Annotated in this window: 21 protein-coding genes; 10 read left to right on the forward strand and 11 right to left on the reverse strand. The window is 64.8% G+C overall.

Annotated features, from left to right (window positions below):
• The 10 genes from NZ849_RS01155 to NZ849_RS01200 form a co-directional block, all read left to right on the forward strand.
• Positions 1-705: MFS transporter (locus NZ849_RS01155; RefSeq protein ID WP_295403192.1), on the forward strand; the 705-nt coding region annotated here is incomplete at its 5' end.
• The gene (gene fumC / locus NZ849_RS01160) at positions 702-2,102 is read left to right on the forward strand and encodes a class II fumarate hydratase (protein WP_295403196.1); all 1,401 of its coding nucleotides are present in this window, start codon (positions 702-704) and stop codon (positions 2,100-2,102) included. The genes NZ849_RS01155 and fumC, both read left to right, overlap by 4 nt.
• Before the next feature lie 72 nt (positions 2,103-2,174).
• The gene (locus NZ849_RS01165; protein WP_295386638.1) at positions 2,175-2,780 is read left to right on the forward strand and encodes a superoxide dismutase; all 606 of its coding nucleotides are present in this window, start codon (positions 2,175-2,177) and stop codon (positions 2,778-2,780) included.
• A 76-nt stretch (positions 2,781-2,856) separates the two neighbouring features.
• A complete protein-coding gene (locus NZ849_RS01170; RefSeq protein ID WP_295403199.1) occupies positions 2,857-3,276 on the forward strand; it encodes a hypothetical protein in 420 nt (139 codons plus the stop codon).
• A 69-nt stretch (positions 3,277-3,345) separates the two neighbouring features.
• The gene (locus NZ849_RS01175; protein WP_295386647.1) at positions 3,346-4,827 is read left to right on the forward strand and encodes an insulinase family protein; all 1,482 of its coding nucleotides are present in this window, start codon (positions 3,346-3,348) and stop codon (positions 4,825-4,827) included.
• Complete coding sequence (locus tag NZ849_RS01180; RefSeq protein WP_295386648.1) at positions 4,824-6,227, forward strand: pitrilysin family protein; 1,404 nt, start codon at positions 4,824-4,826, stop codon at positions 6,225-6,227. The genes NZ849_RS01175 and NZ849_RS01180 overlap by 4 nt, the downstream gene beginning before the upstream one ends.
• A gap of 125 nt (positions 6,228-6,352) precedes the next feature.
• A complete protein-coding gene (locus NZ849_RS01185; RefSeq protein ID WP_295386650.1) occupies positions 6,353-7,123 on the forward strand; it encodes an ABC transporter ATP-binding protein in 771 nt (256 codons plus the stop codon).
• Positions 7,123-7,917 (forward strand): metal ABC transporter permease, encoded by a 795-nt coding sequence (locus tag NZ849_RS01190; protein ID WP_295403202.1) that lies wholly within the window; start codon positions 7,123-7,125, stop codon positions 7,915-7,917. The genes NZ849_RS01185 and NZ849_RS01190 overlap by 1 nt, the downstream gene beginning before the upstream one ends.
• Before the next feature lie 611 nt (positions 7,918-8,528).
• Positions 8,529-8,981 (forward strand): RrF2 family transcriptional regulator, encoded by a 453-nt coding sequence (locus tag NZ849_RS01195; protein WP_295386656.1) that lies wholly within the window; start codon positions 8,529-8,531, stop codon positions 8,979-8,981.
• A gap of 3 nt (positions 8,982-8,984) precedes the next feature.
• Positions 8,985-10,148 carry a cysteine desulfurase family protein gene (locus tag NZ849_RS01200; RefSeq protein WP_295403205.1) on the forward strand — a complete coding sequence of 388 codons (1,164 nt, stop codon included), beginning with the start codon at positions 8,985-8,987 and terminating at the stop codon, positions 10,146-10,148.
• On the opposite strand, the gene NZ849_RS01205 is transcribed toward NZ849_RS01200, so the two are convergent.
• The 11 genes from NZ849_RS01205 to NZ849_RS01255 all read right to left on the reverse strand — a co-directional run bounded on the left by NZ849_RS01205 (position 10,114) and on the right by NZ849_RS01255 (position 20,078).
• Complete coding sequence (locus tag NZ849_RS01205; RefSeq protein ID WP_295386662.1) at positions 10,114-11,136, reverse strand: cytochrome c peroxidase; 1,023 nt, start codon at positions 11,134-11,136, stop codon at positions 10,114-10,116. The two genes, NZ849_RS01200 and NZ849_RS01205, sit on opposite strands and share 35 nt — an antisense overlap.
• Before the next feature lie 15 nt (positions 11,137-11,151).
• Positions 11,152-11,895, reverse strand: coding sequence for an MbnP family protein (locus tag NZ849_RS01210; RefSeq protein ID WP_295386664.1), 744 nt, complete (start codon positions 11,893-11,895; stop codon positions 11,152-11,154).
• A gap of 90 nt (positions 11,896-11,985) precedes the next feature.
• Entirely contained in the window at positions 11,986-13,131 is a 1,146-nt protein-coding gene (locus NZ849_RS01215; protein WP_295386667.1) for a CopD family protein, read from the reverse strand.
• 3 nt (positions 13,132-13,134) lie between these two features.
• The gene (locus NZ849_RS01220; RefSeq protein WP_295386669.1) at positions 13,135-13,572 is read right to left on the reverse strand and encodes a copper resistance CopC family protein; all 438 of its coding nucleotides are present in this window, start codon (positions 13,570-13,572) and stop codon (positions 13,135-13,137) included.
• A gap of 12 nt (positions 13,573-13,584) precedes the next feature.
• Positions 13,585-14,283: a gamma carbonic anhydrase family protein gene (locus NZ849_RS01225; protein ID WP_295386672.1), complete on the reverse strand. Its 699-nt coding sequence runs from the start codon at positions 14,281-14,283 to the stop codon at positions 13,585-13,587.
• Between the two features lie 22 nt (positions 14,284-14,305).
• Complete coding sequence (locus NZ849_RS01230; protein ID WP_295386674.1) at positions 14,306-14,692, reverse strand: NUDIX hydrolase; 387 nt, start codon at positions 14,690-14,692, stop codon at positions 14,306-14,308.
• On the reverse strand, positions 14,689-15,546 hold the full coding sequence (locus tag NZ849_RS01235; protein ID WP_295386677.1) for a DUF1028 domain-containing protein: 858 nt from the start codon (positions 15,544-15,546) through the stop codon (positions 14,689-14,691). Before NZ849_RS01235 ends, NZ849_RS01230 begins: the two co-directional genes overlap by 4 nt.
• Before the next feature lie 36 nt (positions 15,547-15,582).
• Positions 15,583-16,212 carry a leucyl/phenylalanyl-tRNA--protein transferase gene (gene aat / locus NZ849_RS01240; RefSeq protein ID WP_295386680.1) on the reverse strand — a complete coding sequence of 210 codons (630 nt, stop codon included), beginning with the start codon at positions 16,210-16,212 and terminating at the stop codon, positions 15,583-15,585.
• A gap of 9 nt (positions 16,213-16,221) precedes the next feature.
• The gene (locus NZ849_RS01245; protein WP_295403208.1) at positions 16,222-17,964 is read right to left on the reverse strand and encodes an ATP-binding protein; all 1,743 of its coding nucleotides are present in this window, start codon (positions 17,962-17,964) and stop codon (positions 16,222-16,224) included.
• 9 nt (positions 17,965-17,973) lie between these two features.
• On the reverse strand, positions 17,974-18,909 hold the full coding sequence (locus NZ849_RS01250; protein ID WP_295403211.1) for a DNA double-strand break repair nuclease NurA: 936 nt from the start codon (positions 18,907-18,909) through the stop codon (positions 17,974-17,976).
• Positions 18,910-19,013: 104 nt separating this feature from the next.
• Positions 19,014-20,078: a tetratricopeptide repeat protein gene (locus tag NZ849_RS01255; protein ID WP_295386688.1), complete on the reverse strand. Its 1,065-nt coding sequence runs from the start codon at positions 20,076-20,078 to the stop codon at positions 19,014-19,016.
• Between the last annotated feature and the right edge of the window lie 32 nt (positions 20,079-20,110).

The raw sequence follows: 20,110 nt of genomic DNA on the forward strand, positions 1-20,110 counted from the left end.
TTTGCGCTGGCCCTGGCGCTGCTACCCGAATCTTTGAGGCCAGAAGATCGCAAAAAGACGCTGCGCTGGCTCGAGGCCAACCCGTTCGGGGCACTGGCCGCTCTAGCCCGCTACCCGCTGCTGCGCCCGCTGGGCTGGACCATTCTGCTCAACAGCCTAGCGATGAACATGCTGATCGCGGTGTGGATTCCCTACGGCGCCTACCGCTACGGCTTCGGGCCGGCCGAGAACGGCTTCGTCCTGGCGGCCTTCGGGCTGATGAGCGTACTGGGGCAGGGGCTGGTGGTGCCCTGGTTGGTTCCAAGGTTGGGAGAAGGCCGAGCCATCCTGCTGGGCCTGGGGGTAAGCATGCTCAGCTTCGTTCTCTACGGCCTCGCCAGCACCCCCTGGACGCTCCTTGCGGCGCTGGCCATCAGCGCGCTGGGCGCAGTGGATGAACCCGCACTGCAGGCCTTCATCAGCCGCAACGTCCGCCCCGACGAGCAGGGAAGCGTGCAGGGCGCTCTGGCCACCATCGGCAACCTGATGGGCATCGTGGGCCCGGTGGCGGGCACCCACCTCCTCAGCAGCTTCAGCGGACCACAGGCTGTCGTGGAGCTCCCCGGGGCCCCCTTCTTTGCTGGGGCCTTGTGCGTGAGCCTTGGGTTGGGCATCGCCTACCGCACCTTGCGATGCCTTGCCCCCAGTAAAATAACAGGGCCATGAGCTACCGCATCGAAAAGGACACCATGGGCGAAATCCAGGTTGAGGCCAGCCGGTACTGGGGCGCCCAGACCCAGCGCTCCATCCAGAACTTCCCCATCGGGGTAGAGCGCTTCAAGATGCCGCGCTCCATCATCCGGGCCATGGGCATACTCAAGAAGAGCGCAGCGCTGGCCAACGCCGAGCTGGGTGAGCTATCCCGCGAAAAGGCCGACCTAATCGTACGGGCCGCAGAGGAGGTCATCGCCGGCAAGCTCGATGATCACTTTCCGCTGGTGGTCTTCCAGACTGGTTCGGGCACCCAGACCAACATGAACGCCAACGAGGTCATCGCCAACCGGGCGATTGAACTCGCCGGGGGGGTACTGGGCTCCAAAAAGCCCATCCATCCCAACGACGACGTTAACCGGGGGCAGTCCTCCAACGATACCTTTCCCACCGCCATGCACATCGCAGTGGTGGAGGAGCTGCACCGCCAACTCTACCCCAACGTGCAAAAGCTGCGCGACACCCTGGCGGCCAAGGCCGAAGCCTACAAAGACGTGGTGAAAGTGGGGCGCACCCACCTGCAAGATGCCACCCCCATCACCCTGGGCCAGGAGATCGGCAGCTGGGTGGCCCAGATAGACTACGCCCTGGCCGAGGTACGCCACGCTGAGCAGGGCCTCTACGAGCTGGCCATTGGCGGGACCGCAGTGGGCACCGGCCTGAACGCCCACCCCCGCTTTGGCGACCTGTGCGCCGCCTACATCGCCAGGGAGACCGGCTTTCCCTTCGTCTCGGCCCCCAACAAGTTCGCCGCGCTTGCGGCCCACGATGCCCTGGTCACCACCAGCGCAGCTCTGCGCACCCTTGCCGGTGCCCTTTTCAAGATGGCCAACGATGTGCGCTGGCTGGCCTCAGGGCCCCGCAACGGCATCGGAGAGATTCTCATCCCCGAAAACGAGCCCGGCAGCTCCATCATGCCTGGCAAGGTCAACCCCACCCAGGCCGAGGCCCTGACCATGGTCTGCGTGCAGGTCTACGGCAACGATGCCGCAGTGGCCTTCGCTGGAAGCCAGGGCAATTTTCAGCTCAACGTCTATAAGCCGGTGATGGTCTACAACGTGCTCACCAGCATCGGGCTGCTGGGCGACGCCTGCAGCGCCTTCAACGACCACTGTGCGGTGGGCATTGAGCCCAACCTTCCTCGCATTCAGGAAAACCTGGAAAAGAACCTGATGTTGGTAACCGCCCTAAACCGGCACATCGGCTACGACAAAGCTGCCGAGATCGCCAAGAAAGCCCACAAGGAGGGCCTGAGCCTGAAGCAGGCTGCGCTGGCGCTGGGTTATCTGACCGAAGAGGAGTTTGATCGGTGGGTGGTGCCGCTGGAAATGACCAGCAACCAACCCCGCTGAAGTAGGCTTTGAGTCCCCAATCACAGCCCGCTGCGCAGGGCAAGGCGTAGAGTACGGTCTGGAGGTGAGAATATGAGCTATCCGTTCAAGCTGCCCGAGCTGCCCTATCCCAAAGATGCCCTTGAACCCCACATCGACGCGATGACCATGGAAATCCACCACGGCAAGCACCATGCGGCCTATGTGAACAACCTGAACGCCGCTTTGGAGAAGCACCCCGAGCTGCACAGCTGGGGCATTGAGGACCTACTGGGCAAAATTGCCCAGGTACCCGAGGACATCCGGACCGCTGTGCGCAACAACGGCGGCGGCCACCACAACCACGCCCTCTTCTGGGATATCCTCACCCCCGGCGGCTCCAAGGAACCCACCGGCAGGCTGGCCGAGGCCATCAACGCCACCTTCGGCTCCTTTGAAGAGCTCAAGAACAGGATGACCCAGGCCGGCCTCACCCGCTTTGGTTCAGGCTGGGCCTGGCTGGTCAAAGATAAGGACGGTAAGCTCCTCGTCTACAGCACCGCCAACCAGGACTCCCCCCTGATGGAAGGCCACACCCCCCTCCTGGGCATTGACGTGTGGGAACACGCCTACTACCTCAAGTACCAGAACCGCCGCCCAGACTACCTGGCGGCCATTTGGAATGTGATCAACTGGGACAAGGTAGCCGAGCGATTCTAGACTCCACCGCGGTTCAAGCCCCACTGGGAAACCCCAGTGGGGCCTCTACCTCAGTTTTGCGCTAACCTGTGGGCAGATGCGCAGCCTCGTAGCCTTATTGGCGACCGCCTTCCTGGGACTCTCCGGCCTAGCCCACCCCTTTCAGGGCGGCGGGGGCTATGTGGAGGGCCAGGTGGACTTTGAGCCCAACGACGCCCCCCCCAGGGCAGGAATACCCACGGTAGCCTGGATTGAGTACATCCGGATTGGGGGAAGGCCCTTCAACCCCAAAGACTGCTTTTGCACGCTGCTTTTCTACCAGGGACAGGTGAGCGCCCGGGTTCAGCCCGACGCCCAGGTGCAGATGCGGCTCAACCCAAGGACCGGTCGGGTGGAAGGGGTGGTGCTGTTCCCCAAACCCGGTCCGTACTTTCTGGTGATGCTGGGACGGCCTCTCCCAGGCAGGCAGATACCTCCTTTTGTCATGCAGGCCATTGTCCAGGTGCTCCCCCGCTGAGCCAAAGTGTGGACCCAATCCCAGTCTGGTTTTGGTCCTTCGGGCGTAATGGGGCCAAAGGAGGAAGGTGTGAGACCGGCCATAGGGTTGCTGTTTTTGGTGTTGCTCCTTCCGGGCGCCCTAGCCCAAAGGCTCAAGGACGAAATTCGCAGGTACACCCTAGACAACGGTCTGCGGGTGCTGATGGTGCCGGACAGGACAGCCCCGGTCATCCACTTCAACCTGATGTTTGATGTGGGTGGGGTAGACGAGGCGCCGGGCCTGGGGGGCATCGCCCACATGGTTGAGCACATGGCTTTCAAGGGCACCCCGAGCATCGGCAGTCTGGACTGGCCTAGGGAAAGGGCTGCCCTGGAGGCAGTGGACAAAGCCCGGGCTGAACTGGACCAGGCCCTGGCTCGAGGGGCTCCCCAAAGCGAGGTAGACCGCCTCACCCAGGCCTTCAACCAAGCGCGCGAGGAGGCCAAGAAGCTGGCCCTGCCCAACGCAATTGACCAGCTCTTCACCAACAACGGCGAACAAGGGCTGAACGCCTCCACCGGCTACGACCGCACCGATTACCGGGTTTCGCTGCCCTCCAACCGGCTCGAGCTCTACCTGCGGGTCTACGCCGATGTGATGATGAACGCGGTCTTTCGCAGCTTCTACGAAGAGGTCGACGTGGTGCTGGAAGAGCGGCGCCAGCGCAACGAAAACGACCCCAACGGAGCCTTGAACGAGGTTTTTCTGCGAGCAGCCTTCCAGGTGCACCCCTACGGAAGACCCCTCATCGGTAGCCGCGAGGAAATCCTGGGCTACCGGGTGGATAAGGCCATGGAGTTCTGGAAGACCCACTACCACCCCAACCGTGCGGTACTGGTGTTGGTGGGGGATGTAGAACCTGAGCGGGACATAGCCCTGGTACGGCGCTACCTGGGCGCGGTGCCCCGAGGCCCCGAGCGGCCCAACCTGGATATCCCCGCTGAACCACCCCAAACCGCTGAGCGGCGGGTTACCCTAGAGTACAACGCCCAGCCCAGCCTGCGGATTGGCTTCCACAAGCCCACCTACCCCAGCCGCGATGCCTACGTGATGGACATGATCGACGCCATCCTCACCGAGGGCCGCACCAGCCGGCTCTTCCGCAGGTTGGTGATCCAGGAGCAGGCCGCCTTGAACGTGAGCAGTAGCTCAGCCTCGCCAGGCTTCCGCTACCCAAACCTGTTCGTCATCTCGGCCCAACCCCGCGCGCCGCGCACCACCCAAGACCTGGAGCGCCTCATCTACGATGAGCTAGAGCGGCTAAAGAACGAACCCGTAAGCCCCCAGGAGCTGCAGCGGGTGCGCAACCAGACCCGCGCGGCGTACCTCAGGGTGCTCCAGGGAGGGCCAGGCCTGGCCCAGACCCTAGCCTTTTACGAACTCTTCTTCGGCGGCTACGAGCGCATCTTCGAGGAGGAATCCATCTACAATACCATCACACCTGAGGAAATCCAGCAGGCCGCGCGCAAGTATTTCACCCCTGAAAACCGCACCGTGGCCACCCTGGTCACCAAAGGAGGCAGCCGATGAGAGCCCTGTGGATGCTCCTGGTGGGGCTTCCGCTGGCCCTGGCCCAGGGCCTGGGAATACCCGCCGACTGGCCCGACCCCTTCAAGATGCAATTCCCGCGGATTGAGCCCCGGCCCATCCGGCCTACCGAGATCACCCTGACCAACGGCCTGAAGGTACTGCTGGTGCCGGACAACCGGCTGCCCTTCGTAACCGGGAGGGTCTACCTGCGGGCTGGGTCCATCTACGAACCTGAGGACAAGGTGGGGCTCACCGGCATCCTCGCCGCGGTAATGCGCACCGGGGGGGCTGGCGAGCGCAGTCCTGACCAGGTGGACGAAATTCTGGAGACCCTGGCCGCCAGCGTGAGCGTCACAAGCGACAACCTCTTTACCTCGGTGGCCTTTGACACCCTGAGCGAAAACCTGGACCAGGTCCTGCAAATATGGGCCGATGTACTGGTGCGGCCCCGCTTTGCCCAAGAGCGGCTGGATTTGGAGAAGGGCCGGGCCCTGGAGGCCATCCGCCGCCGCAACGACCAGCCCACCCAGATTGCGGTGCGGGAGTTCGTGCGGCGCATCAACGAGGGCCATCCTGCCGGGCGCGTCAGCAGCGCGGCCTCGGTGCGGAGCATTAGCCGCGAGGACCTCCTGGCCTTCCACCAGCGCTTCTTCCGACCCAACAACGCCATCCTAGCCGTCAGCGGGGACTTCCGCATTCCGGAGATGGTGGGGCGGCTCGAGCGGGTCCTAGCAGGATGGCGGCGTGGAGAGGTGGTCCTGCCCACCTTCGCCCCACCAAGCCCCAAGCCAGCCATCTACTTCGTGCAGAAGGAGACCAACCAAAGCGTCATCTACATGGGCCAGCCCACCGTAACGGCTTTTGCTCCGGGCTACAGCGAGCTCGACCTGGCAAGCCGCATCCTGGGGGACGGCTTCAACAGCCGGCTTTTCCTGGAGGTGCGCACCAAGCGGGGACTGGCCTACGCCACAGGCGGAGCCCAATCGCAGGGTTTTGGCTGGCCGGGTTTCTTCTACGGGGCCTCCATCTCGAGAGTGGAGAAAACCGCGGAAGTAATAGAGCTGATGCTTTCGCAGTTCCGCGACCTGCGCGAGCGGCCGGTGAGCCAGGAGGAACTCGAGCTTTTCCGCAACAACATCCTGAACGCCGAGGTTTTCCGCTTCACCTCCCGCCAGGCAGTGGCCGAGCGCATCGCCCGCACCCGGATGCTGGGCCTACCCCCCGACTACTACGAGCAGTACGTGCGCCAGATTCAGGCCGCCACCCCCGCCGATCTGCAACGGGTGATGCAGCAGTACGTGCGCCCGGAGCAGTTTGTGATCGTGGTGGTGGGTGACCGGCGGCAGTTTGACAAGCCGCTCTCGAGCTTCGGCAACGTGATTGAGGTGCCGCTCGAGTGACAGGCCCAAGGCCGAAGGCCAAAAACCCTGGGATAGGCGACCCGTGAACCAGGGCGCTGTTAATGCTTTCACCGAGACCCACCCCCTCTATCCGAGGGGCTATTGATAGCGTATTATCATAAAATATGACCGCTGCTGCGGTGGAGATGAAGGGGTATTCGGTGCGCTTTGGGGATTTCCGGGCGCTGCAAGAAGTAAACCTAACCGTACCTCAGGGAGCCTTTGTGGCCATTGTGGGGCCCAACGGGGCCGGCAAAAGCACCTTACTAAAGGCTTTGCTGGGCCTGGAACGGGGCTCGTTGCGGGATGGGCCGACCCAGGTTTCGGGTACGGTACGGGTGATGGGCCTGCCGCCTCGGCAGGTGCCCCCCGGCTGGGTGGGGTATGTGCCGCAGGTCAAGGGCTTCGACCGCAGTTTTCCCGCTCTGGCCTTGGAAGTGGTGGTGTCGGGGTTGCGGCGCCGCTGGCCCTTTCTGATCACGGCGCCTGAGCGAAAAAAGGCCGAAGAAATGCTGGACAGGGTGGGGGCGCTGGCCCTGGCCAACCGTCGGTTGGGCCGCCTCTCGGGTGGGGAGCTGCAACGGGTCTATCTGGCGCGGAGCCTGATCCGCGAGCCCCGGCTGCTCCTCCTGGACGAGCCTGCTACGGGCGTGGATGTGGTGGGGGAGGCCGACCTGTACCGGCACCTCGAGGCCTACCAGGCCGAGCGGGGGGCCACCATCCTGATGATCACCCACGACTGGGAAGCCGCTCAGCACCACGCCTCAGCGGTGCTGGTACTGAACCGGCGGGTGGTGGGCTATGGCCCCCCTGAGCGGGTGCTCTGCCACGAGTGCCTGAGCCAGGCCTTTGGGCACGTGGGCCACGAGCACGGCCTGGTGCTAAAGGGGGACTGATGCTGGAAGCCCTGCAACTGCCCTTCATGCAGCGGGCCCTGCTGGCCGGCCTGCTGGTAGGAGGCCTAGCCAGCTACCTGGGGGTGATGGTGGTGCAGCGCCGCCTCTCCTTCCTGGGCGACGGGCTGGCCCACGCAGCCTTTGCGGGGGTGGCCCTAGGGCTCCTGCTGCACCAGGAGCCGCTCTGGGTGGCCATCCCCTTTGCAGTGGGGGTCTCCCTGGCCATCACCTGGGTGCGCGAGCGAAGTAGCCTGAGCGACGACACCGCCATCGGCATCTTCTTCGCTATGTCGGCAGCCCTGGGGGTGCTCTTCATGTCGCTGCGCCAGGGCTTTGCCCCCGACGCGGTGGCCTACCTGTTCGGCTCCATCCTCACCGTAACCCCCACCGACCTCTGGGTCATGGGCCTGGTGGCCCTGGGGGTGGCAGCGCTGCTGCCCCTGTGGCCCGACTGGGCCTACGCCACCTTCGACCGCGAGCTGGCCCTGGCCGACCGGCGGCCGGTGCTCCTCCACGATTACCTGCTCGCAGCCCTCATCGCCTTGGTGGTGGTGGTCTCGGTAAAGGTGGTCGGCATCGTGCTTATGGCGGCCTTCATCGTGATCCCCGCGGCCATCGCCCGCCTGCTGAGCCAGACCTTCGCCGCCATGACCCTAGGTGCAGTCGGGATAGGGGCCTTCTCGGTGCTACCGGGCCTGGCCGCTGCCTACCTCTTTGACATTCCTGCAGGGAGCGCCATTGTGCTCACCCAGGCCCTCTTCTTTCTGCTGGCTTTAGGCCTGCGCCGGTTTTAGCCCACCAGGGCAGCCGCCACGAAAACTCCAGGCCCCAGCGCTGCTGGCTCAGCCGGGACAGGGCCGCTACCTGCCGCTTTGTGGAAGGTTCCAAAGACCATTCGCAGGCCTAGGCCCGCACTCGGGAACCGCAGGGCATCCAGGGCTCAGCCCAGGGTACTGGAAAGGTGATGAATGAGGGCGCCGTTCTTCCAGCTCCAGCCAAGGGTGCCCACAACAGCCCAGAAGAACTTCTGCAATCCCTCCCACAACACGACCAGGGCGTACCGTGGAAAATCCCTTTTGCTGCCCCCCACCGCTAGCCTCCGGTAGATTCCATGCTCTTGATCCGGTGGATGAGGTACAGGTTCGCCAAGCCCGCACCAAGGTGAGAAAAGCCCAACAATCCAAGGGTAAACACAGGCCAATCGCGTGCCTCATCCTCCACCCCCATAACAGCGCCAGCAGCCGCCCTAACGCCATAGTAAACGAACCAACCCTGCCCCTCCACCTCCGAAGCTCCAACCTAGCCGGCAGCGCCAGCGTGCTCACCCAGGCCCTGCTCCTGGAGGCCCGTCTAGGGTGAGAAAACACCCTATTCCTTACGAGATTTGCGAGTTTATACTAGGGGCATGTGGGTGTCCACCAAAGCCCAGTACGGCCTCAGGGCCCTGGTGGAGATTGGCCTGCGCCAGCCAGAGGCAGTACCCCTCAAGGAGGTGGCCGAGGCCCAGGGCATCAGCCAGCACTACCTGGAACAGATTGCCGCCCAGCTCCGCCGGGCTGGCTTCATCCGCAGCGTGCGGGGGGCCCGGGGCGGCTACAGGCTGGGCCGGCCCAGCGAGAAGATCACCGCCCTCGAGGTGGTCGAGGCCCTGGAGGGCAGCCTGGCCCCGGTGGTCTGCCTGGACGACCCGGAGTCCTGCTGGCAGACCGGCCGCTGCTCCACCGAGACCCTCTGGAAGCGGGTGGATGAGGCCATGCGGGGAGTGTTGCGCAGCACCACCCTCAAAGACCTGATTGAGGAGCGGAAGCTCATTGAGGCCCGCAAGCTGGTGCAGCTCGAGCCCGCCCCCCCTGCCTAGCCCATGATCTACCTGGACTACGCCGCCACCACCCCGCTCGACCCCGAGGTCAGGGCCGGGATGGAGCAGGCGCTGGAAAACCATGGCAACCCCAGCTCGGTCCACGCCTTCGGAAGGAAGGCCCGGCAGCTCCTTGAGGAGGGGCGCGAGCGGCTCGCGGAGGCCCTGGGCTGCCGCCCCCGAGAGCTGATCCTCACCAGCGGCGGCAGCGAGGCCGACGCCCTGGCCCTCTACGGGGTGGCCCTGGCCCGAGGCCGGGGGCACCTGGTGAGCACGCAGGTGGAGCACTCTGCGGTTTTGCTGGCCCTGCGGAACCTCGAGCGGCTGGGCTTCGCGGTGACCCTGCTGGCGCCCGACCGCTACGGCCTCATCTACCCCGAGCAGGTAGCCGAGGCCCTGCGCTCCGATACCCTGCTGGTCTCACTCATGACCGTGAACAACGAGCTGGGTACCCTTTACCCGGTCCGGGCGGTGGCCGAGCTCTGCCGGGCTCGGGGCGTCCTCTTCCACACGGACGCGGTGCAGGCCTTTGGCACGGTGCCCTGCCGGGTGGAGGAGCTGGGGGCCGACCTCATCTCCATCGCCGCCCACAAGTTCTACGGGCCCAAGGGGGCAGGGGCACTTTACGTGCGCAAGGGCGTGGAGCTCTTCCCCCTGGTGCCCGGAAAGCAGGAGCAGGGCTACCGGGGAGGCACCGAGAACCTCCCGGCGGTGTACGGAATGGGCCTGGCTGCCGAGAAAGCCGTGGCGGTGCTGCCCCAGGAGTCCAAGCGGCTGCTGGGGCTGCGGGAGCGCCTGGAAGGGCACCTCCTAGCCCTCCCGGGGGTTGAGCTCAACGGGCACCCCACCCTGCGCAGCCCCAAGCACGTCAACATCACCGCCAAAGGGGCCGACGGGGAGGGGCTCCTCCTCAACCTTGACCTGCTGGGGGTGGCGGCCTCCGCCGGCTCGGCCTGCAGCAGCGGGAGCCTCGAGCCCTCGCACGTGCTCCTGGCCATCGGGCGCAGCCGGGAGGAGGCCAAGGCCTCGGTGCGCTTTAGCCTGGGCCGTTTCACCACCGAAGCCGAGGTAGACCAAGCCGCCCGGGCCTTCGCGGAAGCCCTAAGACGAAGCCGGGATGACGGGTGGAGGGCTACCGAGGCGGCAGAAGGGCCGGGTTGGCGATAAAACGGGTATCGGTAAGGGACTCCAGAAAAGCCACCAGGTCGTCTACCTCGCGTTCGCTGAGGCCCAACGGCCGAATTAGGGGGTCGGCGTTCAGGTTGGGCTCCCCACCCCGGTTGTAGTGCTCCACCACCTCCCGAAGCGTCTTCCTGGAGCCGTCGTGCATGTAGGGCGCGGTGAGGGCCACGTTGCGCAGGGTGGGGGTCTTGAACTTACCCACGTCCTCGTCTTTTCCGGTAATCCGGGCCAGACCGACATCCGGGTACACGGTGTAAAGCCCGGTGTTGCGGGGTTCATCGTCGGTAAACTCGGGGCCCACGTGGCAGTGAAAGCAGTCCCCCCTCTCGCTGAAGAACAGCTCCATCCCCCTGCGGGCCGCCGGGGAGAGCGCGCTGTCGTCACCGGCCACAAAGCGGTCAAAGGGGCTGTCGTAGGAAAGGAGGGTCCGCTCAAAAGCAGCCAGGGCAAAGGCCACGTTCTTCAGGGTGGGGGGCTCCCCGAAAACCTCCTGGAAGGCTCGGGCGTACTCGGGAATGGACGAAAGCCGCTGGGCTAGAGCCTCGGGCTCCATGGCCATCTCGTGGTGAGCCGTAAGGGGGCCTACGGCCTGAAGCTCGAGCCGGGGCGAGCGCCCCTCCCAGAAAAGGCGCCTCCGAAAGGCTACGTTGGTGAGGGTAGGGGCGTTGCGGCTGCCCTTGCGGCCAAAAACCCCTACGCTCACCGGTTTACCCCCGTCGCTGAAGGCAAACTCGGGCCTATGGCAGCTTGCGCAGGCCACCCTGCCATCCAGGGAGAGCCTGGGGTCGTAGAAAAGGCGCCGGCCCAGCTCCACCTTGGCCGGGGTCTGGGGGTTGTCGGGCGGGATGGGAACGGCCCTGGCCGCCCTCAGGGCCCGAGGGTCCGGCGCCGGGGCGTGGGAGGGAGGCGCGGGGCGCTCCAGGCCCAGAAGGACCAGGGGCACCACCCACAAAAGCCATCGTCCGGCGTGCATCCGGGCCGCCTCCGGTCAGCGGGCCAGGGAAAAGGCGTTGAGCATCTGGTAGTACACCACCGACATCACCAAAGCGGTCTCCGGGCTCATGCCGTGGAGCTGGCGCAGGCGCGGCTGCCGCCAGTCCAGAAAAGCCCCGTTGGGCCCAGGGAGGAAGGCTCGAGCAATGTCCAGGTTCAGGACAAAGCTCGTCCCACGGGGCGGAACCTCCAAACGCACCCGGCGCATCTGCAGGTCGTGCAAGCGCACCGGAATGCGAAAGGCATCGGTGCCCATGTGAATCACCCATTTCTCCTCCCTGCCCTCCAGGAAAGCGGCCCCCTCGAGCCGATAGAAGATGTAGCCCGGATTCCAGGCCCAGTACATTCCAGAGTTAACCCCTAAGGGAAACTCCTGGGTAGCAGCGTCCTGGTGGTTGAGCTCCCGCGGGACCCCCACATCAAAGCGCAGGCCCCGGTACTCTCCCGACGGGACCTCGAAGCGCATCACCGAAACCCCCTGGGTTGGGCCACCGCGCCGGAACTCCGCCAAAGCCAGCCCGCCCACCCTCACCTCCCTGCCGTCGGGCCGCACCAGGGCCAGCTCGGAGAGGTAAAACTTGAGCAGGTCTACCCGGTAACGCTGGCCCTTTGGGGTCTGGTAGATACGGCCCCACTCCAGGGGCGCCTCTCCCACCCGCAGGTTGATTTTGAGGTCAACCGGGGCGGCCAGCGCGCCCACCCACAGCCCGAGTCCTAGCACAATCGCCAAACCCCTCATGCCCTAGGCCAAAGGTAGCAAAACCGCAGGGCCAGACCTGTGAGGCGCAACCCCCTTCGCGCAAACCTACCCGTTAACGGGCGTTTCCCCTCATCGGCCCACCCACAAAACGTACTCCAGGCGCTTGTGCGGTAGCTCGAGCCACACCTCCCAAGCCCCGCTCCCCTCAGCCAGGTAAGCCAGGTGGTACTGCGACCTGTGGTAGGGGCGCAGCACCTCTTCATAGAGCAAATCCTCCCTCTGCAACCCCACCCGCAGCGCCGGGCCAGCGGGAAGGAGGTTGCCCTCCCCATCCCGAAGGTCCAGGTAAAGGTGAACCACGCCGCCCTGACTGAAAAGCTGACCCACGAAGCGGTGCTCCCCATAGGCCTCGGCAATGCGCACAAGCCTGGGGGCCTGCGGAGACCCAGGCGGCTCAGTGCTGGCCAGCACCCCTGTGGCCCCCAACACCCCCAGCAGAAAGACGGCCTCAAGGCCCACCAGATACGCCCCCCTCCTGCCCACAGCCCCCCGAAGGGGCAGCAACCAGAACCGGTTGGTGGCGGCCAAAAGCAGGATTAGCAACACCAAAACCAGCTTGACGAGCAGCCGCTGCCCGTACGCGGTGGTCCAAAGGCCGTCCAAATTGCCCAAGCGCACCGCAGCCAGGTATCCCCCGAGCAGCACTGTCCCCAAAAAAAGCCCGACCCCCGCGCGGTCGATCCGCCTCAAGGCCCGCAGGTTCGCCTCAGAGGGGGCGCCGTGCCAAAGCGCGGCCAGCGCCAGCAGGCCCCCACCCCAGGCCACCCCCAGGGCCAGGTGCAGCAGGTCGGCCAAAACCTCCACCACCCCCCGCCCAGCAGCGTGGGCGGTCAGGCTCAGGGTAAGCAACAGGCCCATCGCCAGGGGCGGGTAGACCCAGCGGTCCCAGCGGAACCAGCCCATGGAGAGCAGGAGCAACAAGGGTAGAACCAAAAGCCGCAACAAAACCAGGTTGCCCTGCTGGGTCTGCAGCAGGTAGCTACCCAAAAGGCCAACGTCCCCCAGCATCCATACGGTGTGGTAGGCGCTGTAGAGGCTGGCCCCAACGGCCAGCAGAAACCCCACCGAGAGCATCCGCCACACCCGCCAGCGCTGGGAGCGGGCTACCTCCCAGCCCAGGTAGCGGACAAATATCCCTGTTCCCAAAAGCAGAAAAACCCCCAGGTACAGCACCGCCCGGAGCGCGTACTGGAGCCCTTCATGTTCATGAGGCATGGTTCAGGACCGGTAGACGAACACAAAGAACCCGACAACGCTGTGTCCATCTACCCCCAGATTTCTCCACACCACCACATAGGGGCCGGGCTCGAGGTCGGGCCTCAGACGCAGGATTACATCCCGGCTAGTACGGGCGGTGGTCGCCACTCCCATGTCGACCCGCCGGCCCGCACTTCCACGGGAAGCGAGCACCTTGCGCACCAGCGGCTGGGCCAGCTGGCGCAGCCGGCTTGGATTTCCCCAGGCTTCCCGGGGCGCTTCAAGCGCGTAAACCCCAAAGGTGGAGAGCCGAACCTCAACGGGCTGGGTAAAGTAGACCACCACCGAGCTGGGTTTTTCCCTGAGGACGGCGTTGGCCGCTGGCACAGAACGCTCATACTCGGCGTGGGCCAGCGCCATAACCGAGGAGAAAACCATCAAAAAGGCCAATCTAGCCATACCCCTAGTCCCTCACGATGGCCGAATCAACCCCTCCCGCAGCAAGGTCTGCAACATCTCGGTGCTGATGTCTCCCGCCCTACCCTCAGCAACGGAGCGCAAAGCCGCTAGGGCCTCGGCTTCGCTCCGCTTGAGCTGAAGGTGGAGGTCGCTGAAGGGGTTGAGCGCATCCTGCCCGCGCAGGGTAAGCTGGTACCGTCCAAGCGGCGCAATGGGGGCCAGATGGGCCAGGTAGCGGCGGGAGAGGGCCACGTAGCCCTCCGCGTTCCCGGGAGGTTCCACCGGGCCGCGCACCTTGGCCGGAATGCCTATGGCCAGCATCCCATCGGGTATCTCCATACCCGGAGGCACCACTGCCCCAGCCCCCACCACCGCGCCTTGGCCCACTCGAGCCCGGTTCAGCACCACCGCCCCAATTCCAATCAGGGCTCCCTCCTCCACCACCGCCCCGTGCACCACGGCGCGATGGCCCACCGTTACATTCTTCCTTAGAATGCAGGGATCTCCCGGGTCAGCGTGCAGAACAGCCCCGTCCTGCACATTGCTCCCCGGGCCGACAAAAACCCTCTCGGTGTCCGAACGCACCACCGCACCAAACCAAATCGAGGCGTTCTCGGCAATCTCGACCTGCCCCACCACAACGGCATTTGGAGCTATGAAGGCCGTGGGGTGAATCCGAGGGGTGTGGTCATCCAAGCGGTACACTGCCATAGTGTGCCTCGCCGCCCTGATTTTACGCCCTTCGACCCAAGGCCTGCTCCAGCAGGGCCACATCCTCCTGGAAGGCCAGCAGCCGCCGGGCCTCCTCAGGGTCGAAGAACCCCCCCCCACTCAAACCCCTCTCCAACCGGACAGCCCCCTCCCCCCGCATCAAAAACCAGTGGATCACCCGGGGCACCCCTTTGTTGTTGATGTAGCGGGTGGTGGGAAGCTCCCCAACGACCTCGGCCCTGATGCCGGTCTCCTCCTCCACCTCGCGCAAAGCCGCTTCCGCCAGGTCCTCCCCCTCTTCCACATGGCCCTTAGGAAAGCACCAGTAGCCCATGCGGTCCCGGATCAGGAGCACTTCTCCTTGGGAATTGAACAACACCCCTCCGGCCCCAACCACCTCCTTTCTCATGCAAACCTCTCCCTCAAATAGCGCAGGGTGGCTTCGTCCAGGGCAGGCCCACCCTGGTAGCGCTGCTCCAGGTTCTCGGTTCCCAAAAGCGCCCAAAGGGCCTGCTCAGTGGCCTCGTCCCACTGGCCGGTAACCTCAGCCGCGTAGTGCCCCTGGGAACGCAACAAGGACTGAAGCCAGGCGATCTCTCCCGTCTCCAGCAAGCGAGCCTCTCCCCTGTCAAAAAGCAGCCGGTGCATTCGCAAAAGCCGCCCCAGCTCGCCTACCGGGTCGGGGTGGTCGTCCACCCGCAGGTCAATCCAGCGCTCCATCCCCCCATACCCTTTGCCCTGCCCCACCACCAGGAGGGCTGCGGACTGCCGCCCCCTCTTGTCCCCCCCTGCCCGATCGGCCCCCTCCAGGGCGGCCCAAAGGCGCTCTGGAAAGGGCAGGTCGGCGCGGTTCAGAAAGGTCTGCACCAACGCCTCTACCACCTCGGGGCCCGTGAGCAAGTTGCCTTGGGCCGCGTAGTTCGGCCCCCAGCGACCCCCAGCCCAAGGATGGCATTCCGAACCGGTGTAGCTCAGGCTTTCGCCGCTGGCCAGCACCAGACCAAACTGCCGCTTGGCCAACCCGGGGTCGTTCCGGGCGAAAACCGCCAGGATGTCCTCCGGACCTGCCCCCGCCTCCATCAGGGTCAGACCCAAGGGGCCAAACGCGGGGTTAGCGTAGGACTGGGTGGCCACTGCCCCCACCCCAGCCCGGGCCCAGGGGACCACCGCACCCACCGCGAGGAACTTGCTGGCCACAGCAATTCCAAGGTCGCCGGTTTGCGCATCGCGGGCCACCAACGAAAAGGTGCCAAAAAGCCTCATGCACCCCATCCTACCCCTAACCAAGCGACCTCAATCTCAAACACCCGAAACCGGAGCCCCTTCCACGAAACAAACCGGCTTCTGCACGGCTCGGCGCAACCACTCCTGAAACTCCTCCGGCCTGACCTCCAGGGCTCCAAAGCGGGCCAGGTGGGGGTTCATCACCTGGGCGTCAAAAAGCTCATACCCACGCGCCCGCAGGTGCTCAACCAGCCTGACCAAGGCCACCTTGGAAGCGTTGGGAACCCGGTAGAACATGCTGTCCCCGATGAAGGCCCCGCCCAAGGCCACCCCCAGAATCCCTCCGGCCAGCCTGCCATCCAGCCAGGTCTCGAAGCTATGGGCGTAGCCGTGGCGGTACAGTTCCAGGTAAAGCTCCTTTATCTCCTCGGTGATCCAAGTCTCACTCCGGTAGGTCCAGCCCCGGGTGGCGCAGCCCTCGAGCACCCCGGGGAAGTCGCTGTTGATCCGCACCTCAAAGCGACCAGCGTTGAGCACCCGGCGCAGGCTTTTGGGGATGTGAAAGCCTTCGTCCAACGGGATGACCGCCCGATAGAGGGTTCCGTAGGCCCGTTGGTCAAACCAACCCACACCCCGCTCGAGCCCTAACGGAAAGTACCCCCGGGCGTACATGCGCAGGACAGCTTGAAGATGCCTCTGGGTCATGGCCCATAGCTAGTCTAACAACCGGGAGAGGGCCTCCGCCGAAAGGTCCTCCTGCACCTCCTCCCGCTTCATGGCCCAGGCCGGCAGGGGAAAGGTGAGGGCCAGGGGCACCGGCACCTCCGGCTGGTGCAGGATCATGGTGCCCTGGGGTAGGATCACGGCCCTTTGGCGGAAGGAGGGGGGCAGGTACCGGTACTCAGGGCGCTCGGCCTCGGCCGCATCCAGTCGGCCCACCACCCGAATAGCGGCATTGCCCACCACCCGACCCTCCACCTCCGAGGCGGTCTGCTGAGCCCCTATCAGGATCACCCCTAGGCTCCTCCCCCGCTCCGCGATATCCAGGAGAATATCCTTGATGGGGCTGTCTCCTTCGCGGGGGGCGTACTTGTTCAACTCATCCAGGACCACAAAAACCCGGCCCCCATACTCATCCCGCTCCTTTCGCTCAAAAATCGACTTCAGCAAGGCTCCCACCACGAACATCTGGGCCTGGGCGGGGAGCTGGTGAATGTCCACTACGCTGACCTGAGCGGCCCCGCCTAGAGGGTCGGGGGGGCGGCCCGGCCGGTCGCCCCGGATGAGGTGGGCCACGCTGCCCACCGCCGCCCGTAACCGCCGGGCGAAGGCCTCGAGGGTGCTCCGGGTCTGCCGGGCGGTCCAGAGCGGGTCACCCTTCTGCCTTTCCTCCTCTGGGGCGGCCTCTGGCCCCAGGAGCTTGAACTCTATGTAGCGCACAAGCTGGGAAAAGCTGACGACGCGCTGTTTGCCCAGCTCCTCAAAACCCCTTCCTGCCCCCTCAACCGCCACTTCGTCCACCCAGTCCTCTACCAAAAGGCCCGGGCCCCGCTGACCCTCTACCAGCCGACGCAGCCGTTCGGTAACCTGGTCGATGAGAAAGCCCAGGTTGCTCATGGCCCCCCGATCGGCAAAGAGAAAGGGCAGGAGCCCCTCGCGGCAGAACTGGACTAAATCCCAGTGGTAGGGGGTGGCGTCCATCCGCGCCACATCAGGCAGGACTTCTCCCGGCGTCTTCCTTGGGGGGGCTAGAAAGGCCACGCTCTCAAAGGGGTGGGGGGGTAAGCCCAGCTTCTGGTAGACCAGCCGGTCTTCCTCCCGCAAACCCCGGTTGGGCTTGTCCAGGTAGAAGAGGTCTTCCCCCTTGACGTTGAAGATGATGGCCCGGGTGGTGGCCTTCTGGGGGTTGGCCGGGGAGTGGAAGAGGCTGTGGAGCAAGAAGGTAGCGTAGCTGGTCTTGGCCGCTACCCCGGAGACCCCCGAGATGTTGACATGCCCCCCCTTGAAACCGTTCAAGAAGTCAAAGTTAACATAGACCACCTCGCCATTCTTGAGCACCCCCACGGGCATCTTCCTATCCCCCATCCCCTCGTAGTAAAGGGCCAGGGCCAGGGGCTCTTGCTCGTTGGCCAGATAGACCGGGGCACCAGGGTTTGGTGGCAGGTACTCTTCCGGAAGGATGCGGGTAACCTGAACATGGGCCACATAGGAGACGCTAACCGGCAAAAGCTCCCGCTGGGCCAAGAAAACATCGGTGTCAAAGGTATTTCCCTCGTAAACCTTAAAGACCTCGTCCACCATGCCGTAGTAGCGCACACAGCCCCGGCCGGGGTCGGGGTGGGGAAACTCCACGTAGACCAGGTCGTCCAGCCGGAGGTAGCTGCCCTCCGGCACCGCCACCCAGAAATCCAGGGGTCGCACCTCCCGGCTGCCCAGCACCACGCCCACCTGCTTCACCTCTACCTCCTATGTGAACAGAGCCTGCACAATCCGGCGGCGCGCCACCTCCAAAGGACCTAGGTGCCGCCCCAACCACTGCTCGAGCCCAAAGACCGGCACCAGATTCTGCGGCGCCCTGGGGTCGCGCCACGGAGTGGAGGCCATGGTACAGAAAAGGCTCACCGAGAGATCGGCCAGCGCCTTGGCTTCGGCAGGCTCGCGGGTTGGAGATTCTACCCGCAGCAAGGCCGCAGCCCCATGGAAGGGGACGCGCGGCTCCAAGGGTAGCCGCACATACCAGGAGTAAACGTCCACCAATCGGTTGAAGGCCCGCCCTGGAACCCAAAAGATGGGGGTACGCTGGTAGGGTTCCAGCCGGTGCAGCAGGGCCTGGTGTTCCGGGCTTAGGTAGGTTGCGGCCTGGGTCTTGGCGTAGCCCATCAACCGGTCCGAACGCCTAAAGCCCTCCTCCCCCGGATACAGCTGCCCATCCACCACCACATAGCCACCTTCCAGCTCGTTTACCACGGCCGCCTCGAGCCGCCGCATCTCCTCCGTAACCCGAGCCTTGAGGCTTGCAGGGTCCGTCTCCCGCACCCGCACTGGTTGGTAGTGGCTCAGTCCCGGAGGTAGGGGCTCCACCTCGTCCTTGTGGAGCAGGATATGCCGCTTGCGTGGCTCCCCTACGGGGTAAATCCCCTTCTCGTCGCGGCATACCGCGCCAGCTATCACCGTCGCCAAGAGGGCTTTACGCCCCGCAGCGTCGACAAGCTGGGCCTCAACCCGCTGGCGGCCGTCCACCAGGTAGAATACCGGCCAGCCCTCGGGGGCCACCCTAGGGGGCGCATGGGCCACCCAGTCTCCCTCAATCTCGGTCTGGACCGCAACCCCCTCCACCCCTTCCCCCTCCACCCGTTCGGGGAGGTCGTACTCAGGGCTCCAGGCTTCCAAACGCCAGGGCATGGTGCGATTATAGGGGAGATTACGTTTCTAGGCAACACGCCCCCCTGTTTTATCCTGACAAACAAAAAGTCCGGGACTCTCCCGGACCTGCTCCACTGCGGAGGTTACCGCAAGCGGCTCAACACCTCTTGGGCCTCCCTATAGTCGGGCCTAAGCTTGAGGGCCTGCTCACACTGCACCCTGGCCCCCTCCTTATCCCCCAAAAGCTCGTTGGCGCGGCACAGCCAGTAGCGGTAGACGGGGTTGTTCTGCTCCAGGGCCACCGCCTTGGTAAAGTTGAAGCGGGCCTTCTGGTAGTCTCTCAACTCCATGTAAACCTGTCCCAGCCCCACGTAGGCGTCAGGGTAGCGCACTGGGGAGAGGGCTACCGCTTGCTGGTAGGAAACCCCTGCCTGCTGCCAGTCCTTCTTCTCGTAGTAGGCATCCCCCCGCCGCAACCAGGCCTCGGCGTTGCCCGGGCTCAGCACCACCGCCTGGTCGAGGTGCTCAATGGCCAGGTCCAGGTTGCCTCGCAGCAGGAGCAGGCTGCCGTACCTAACCCGCAAGGCGGCGTTCTTGGGGGCAGCCTTCACCGCCTCGTCGTAGTTCTTGAGGGCCTCCTCCCACTTGCCCTGGCGAACGTAGACATCGGCCAGCAAGGCCCGCACCACCGGTTCGTCCTTGAGCGAAAGGGAGCGCTGGAGGGACTCAACGGCTTGGTCCAGGCGGTTTTGGTAAACAAGCACAGTACCCCGGGTGGCGTAGATAGGGGCGTACCTGGGGTTGACCCGCTCAGCCTCCCGAAGCACCGCCAAGGCCTGGTCCAAAAGGCCCTTAGAGGCGTCCCGGTTCTCCGAAAGCAGGTACTGCCGCACGTAAGTCTGGGCCAAGGCCACATAGGCCTGGGTGAAACCGCTGTTCAGCGTGATCGCGCGGCGAAGGTTTTCCACCGCCGCAGTGAAGCGGCCCAGCTCGGTCTGAACCCGGGCCAGCAGGTAGAGGTTTTCGGGGGTGGGTGCGTCCTTGACCGCCCTCTCACACGCCCCAAGGGCTGCCTCGGGGCGCCCGGCGTCGTAAAGCAGGGCGCAAAGGCTGGCCTGGTTTTGCGGCCGCGAGGTGGGCTGGGCAGGAGCCTGCTGGGCCAGCGCGCCCCCCAAAGCCAGCGCCGTCACCAAAAACCAAAAACGCATCGTTTTCCTCCTGATTCGGTCAAACCATCCAC

The organism is Meiothermus sp. (genome assembly GCF_025060375.1).
Classification (GTDB): domain Bacteria; phylum Deinococcota; class Deinococci; order Deinococcales; family Thermaceae; genus Meiothermus.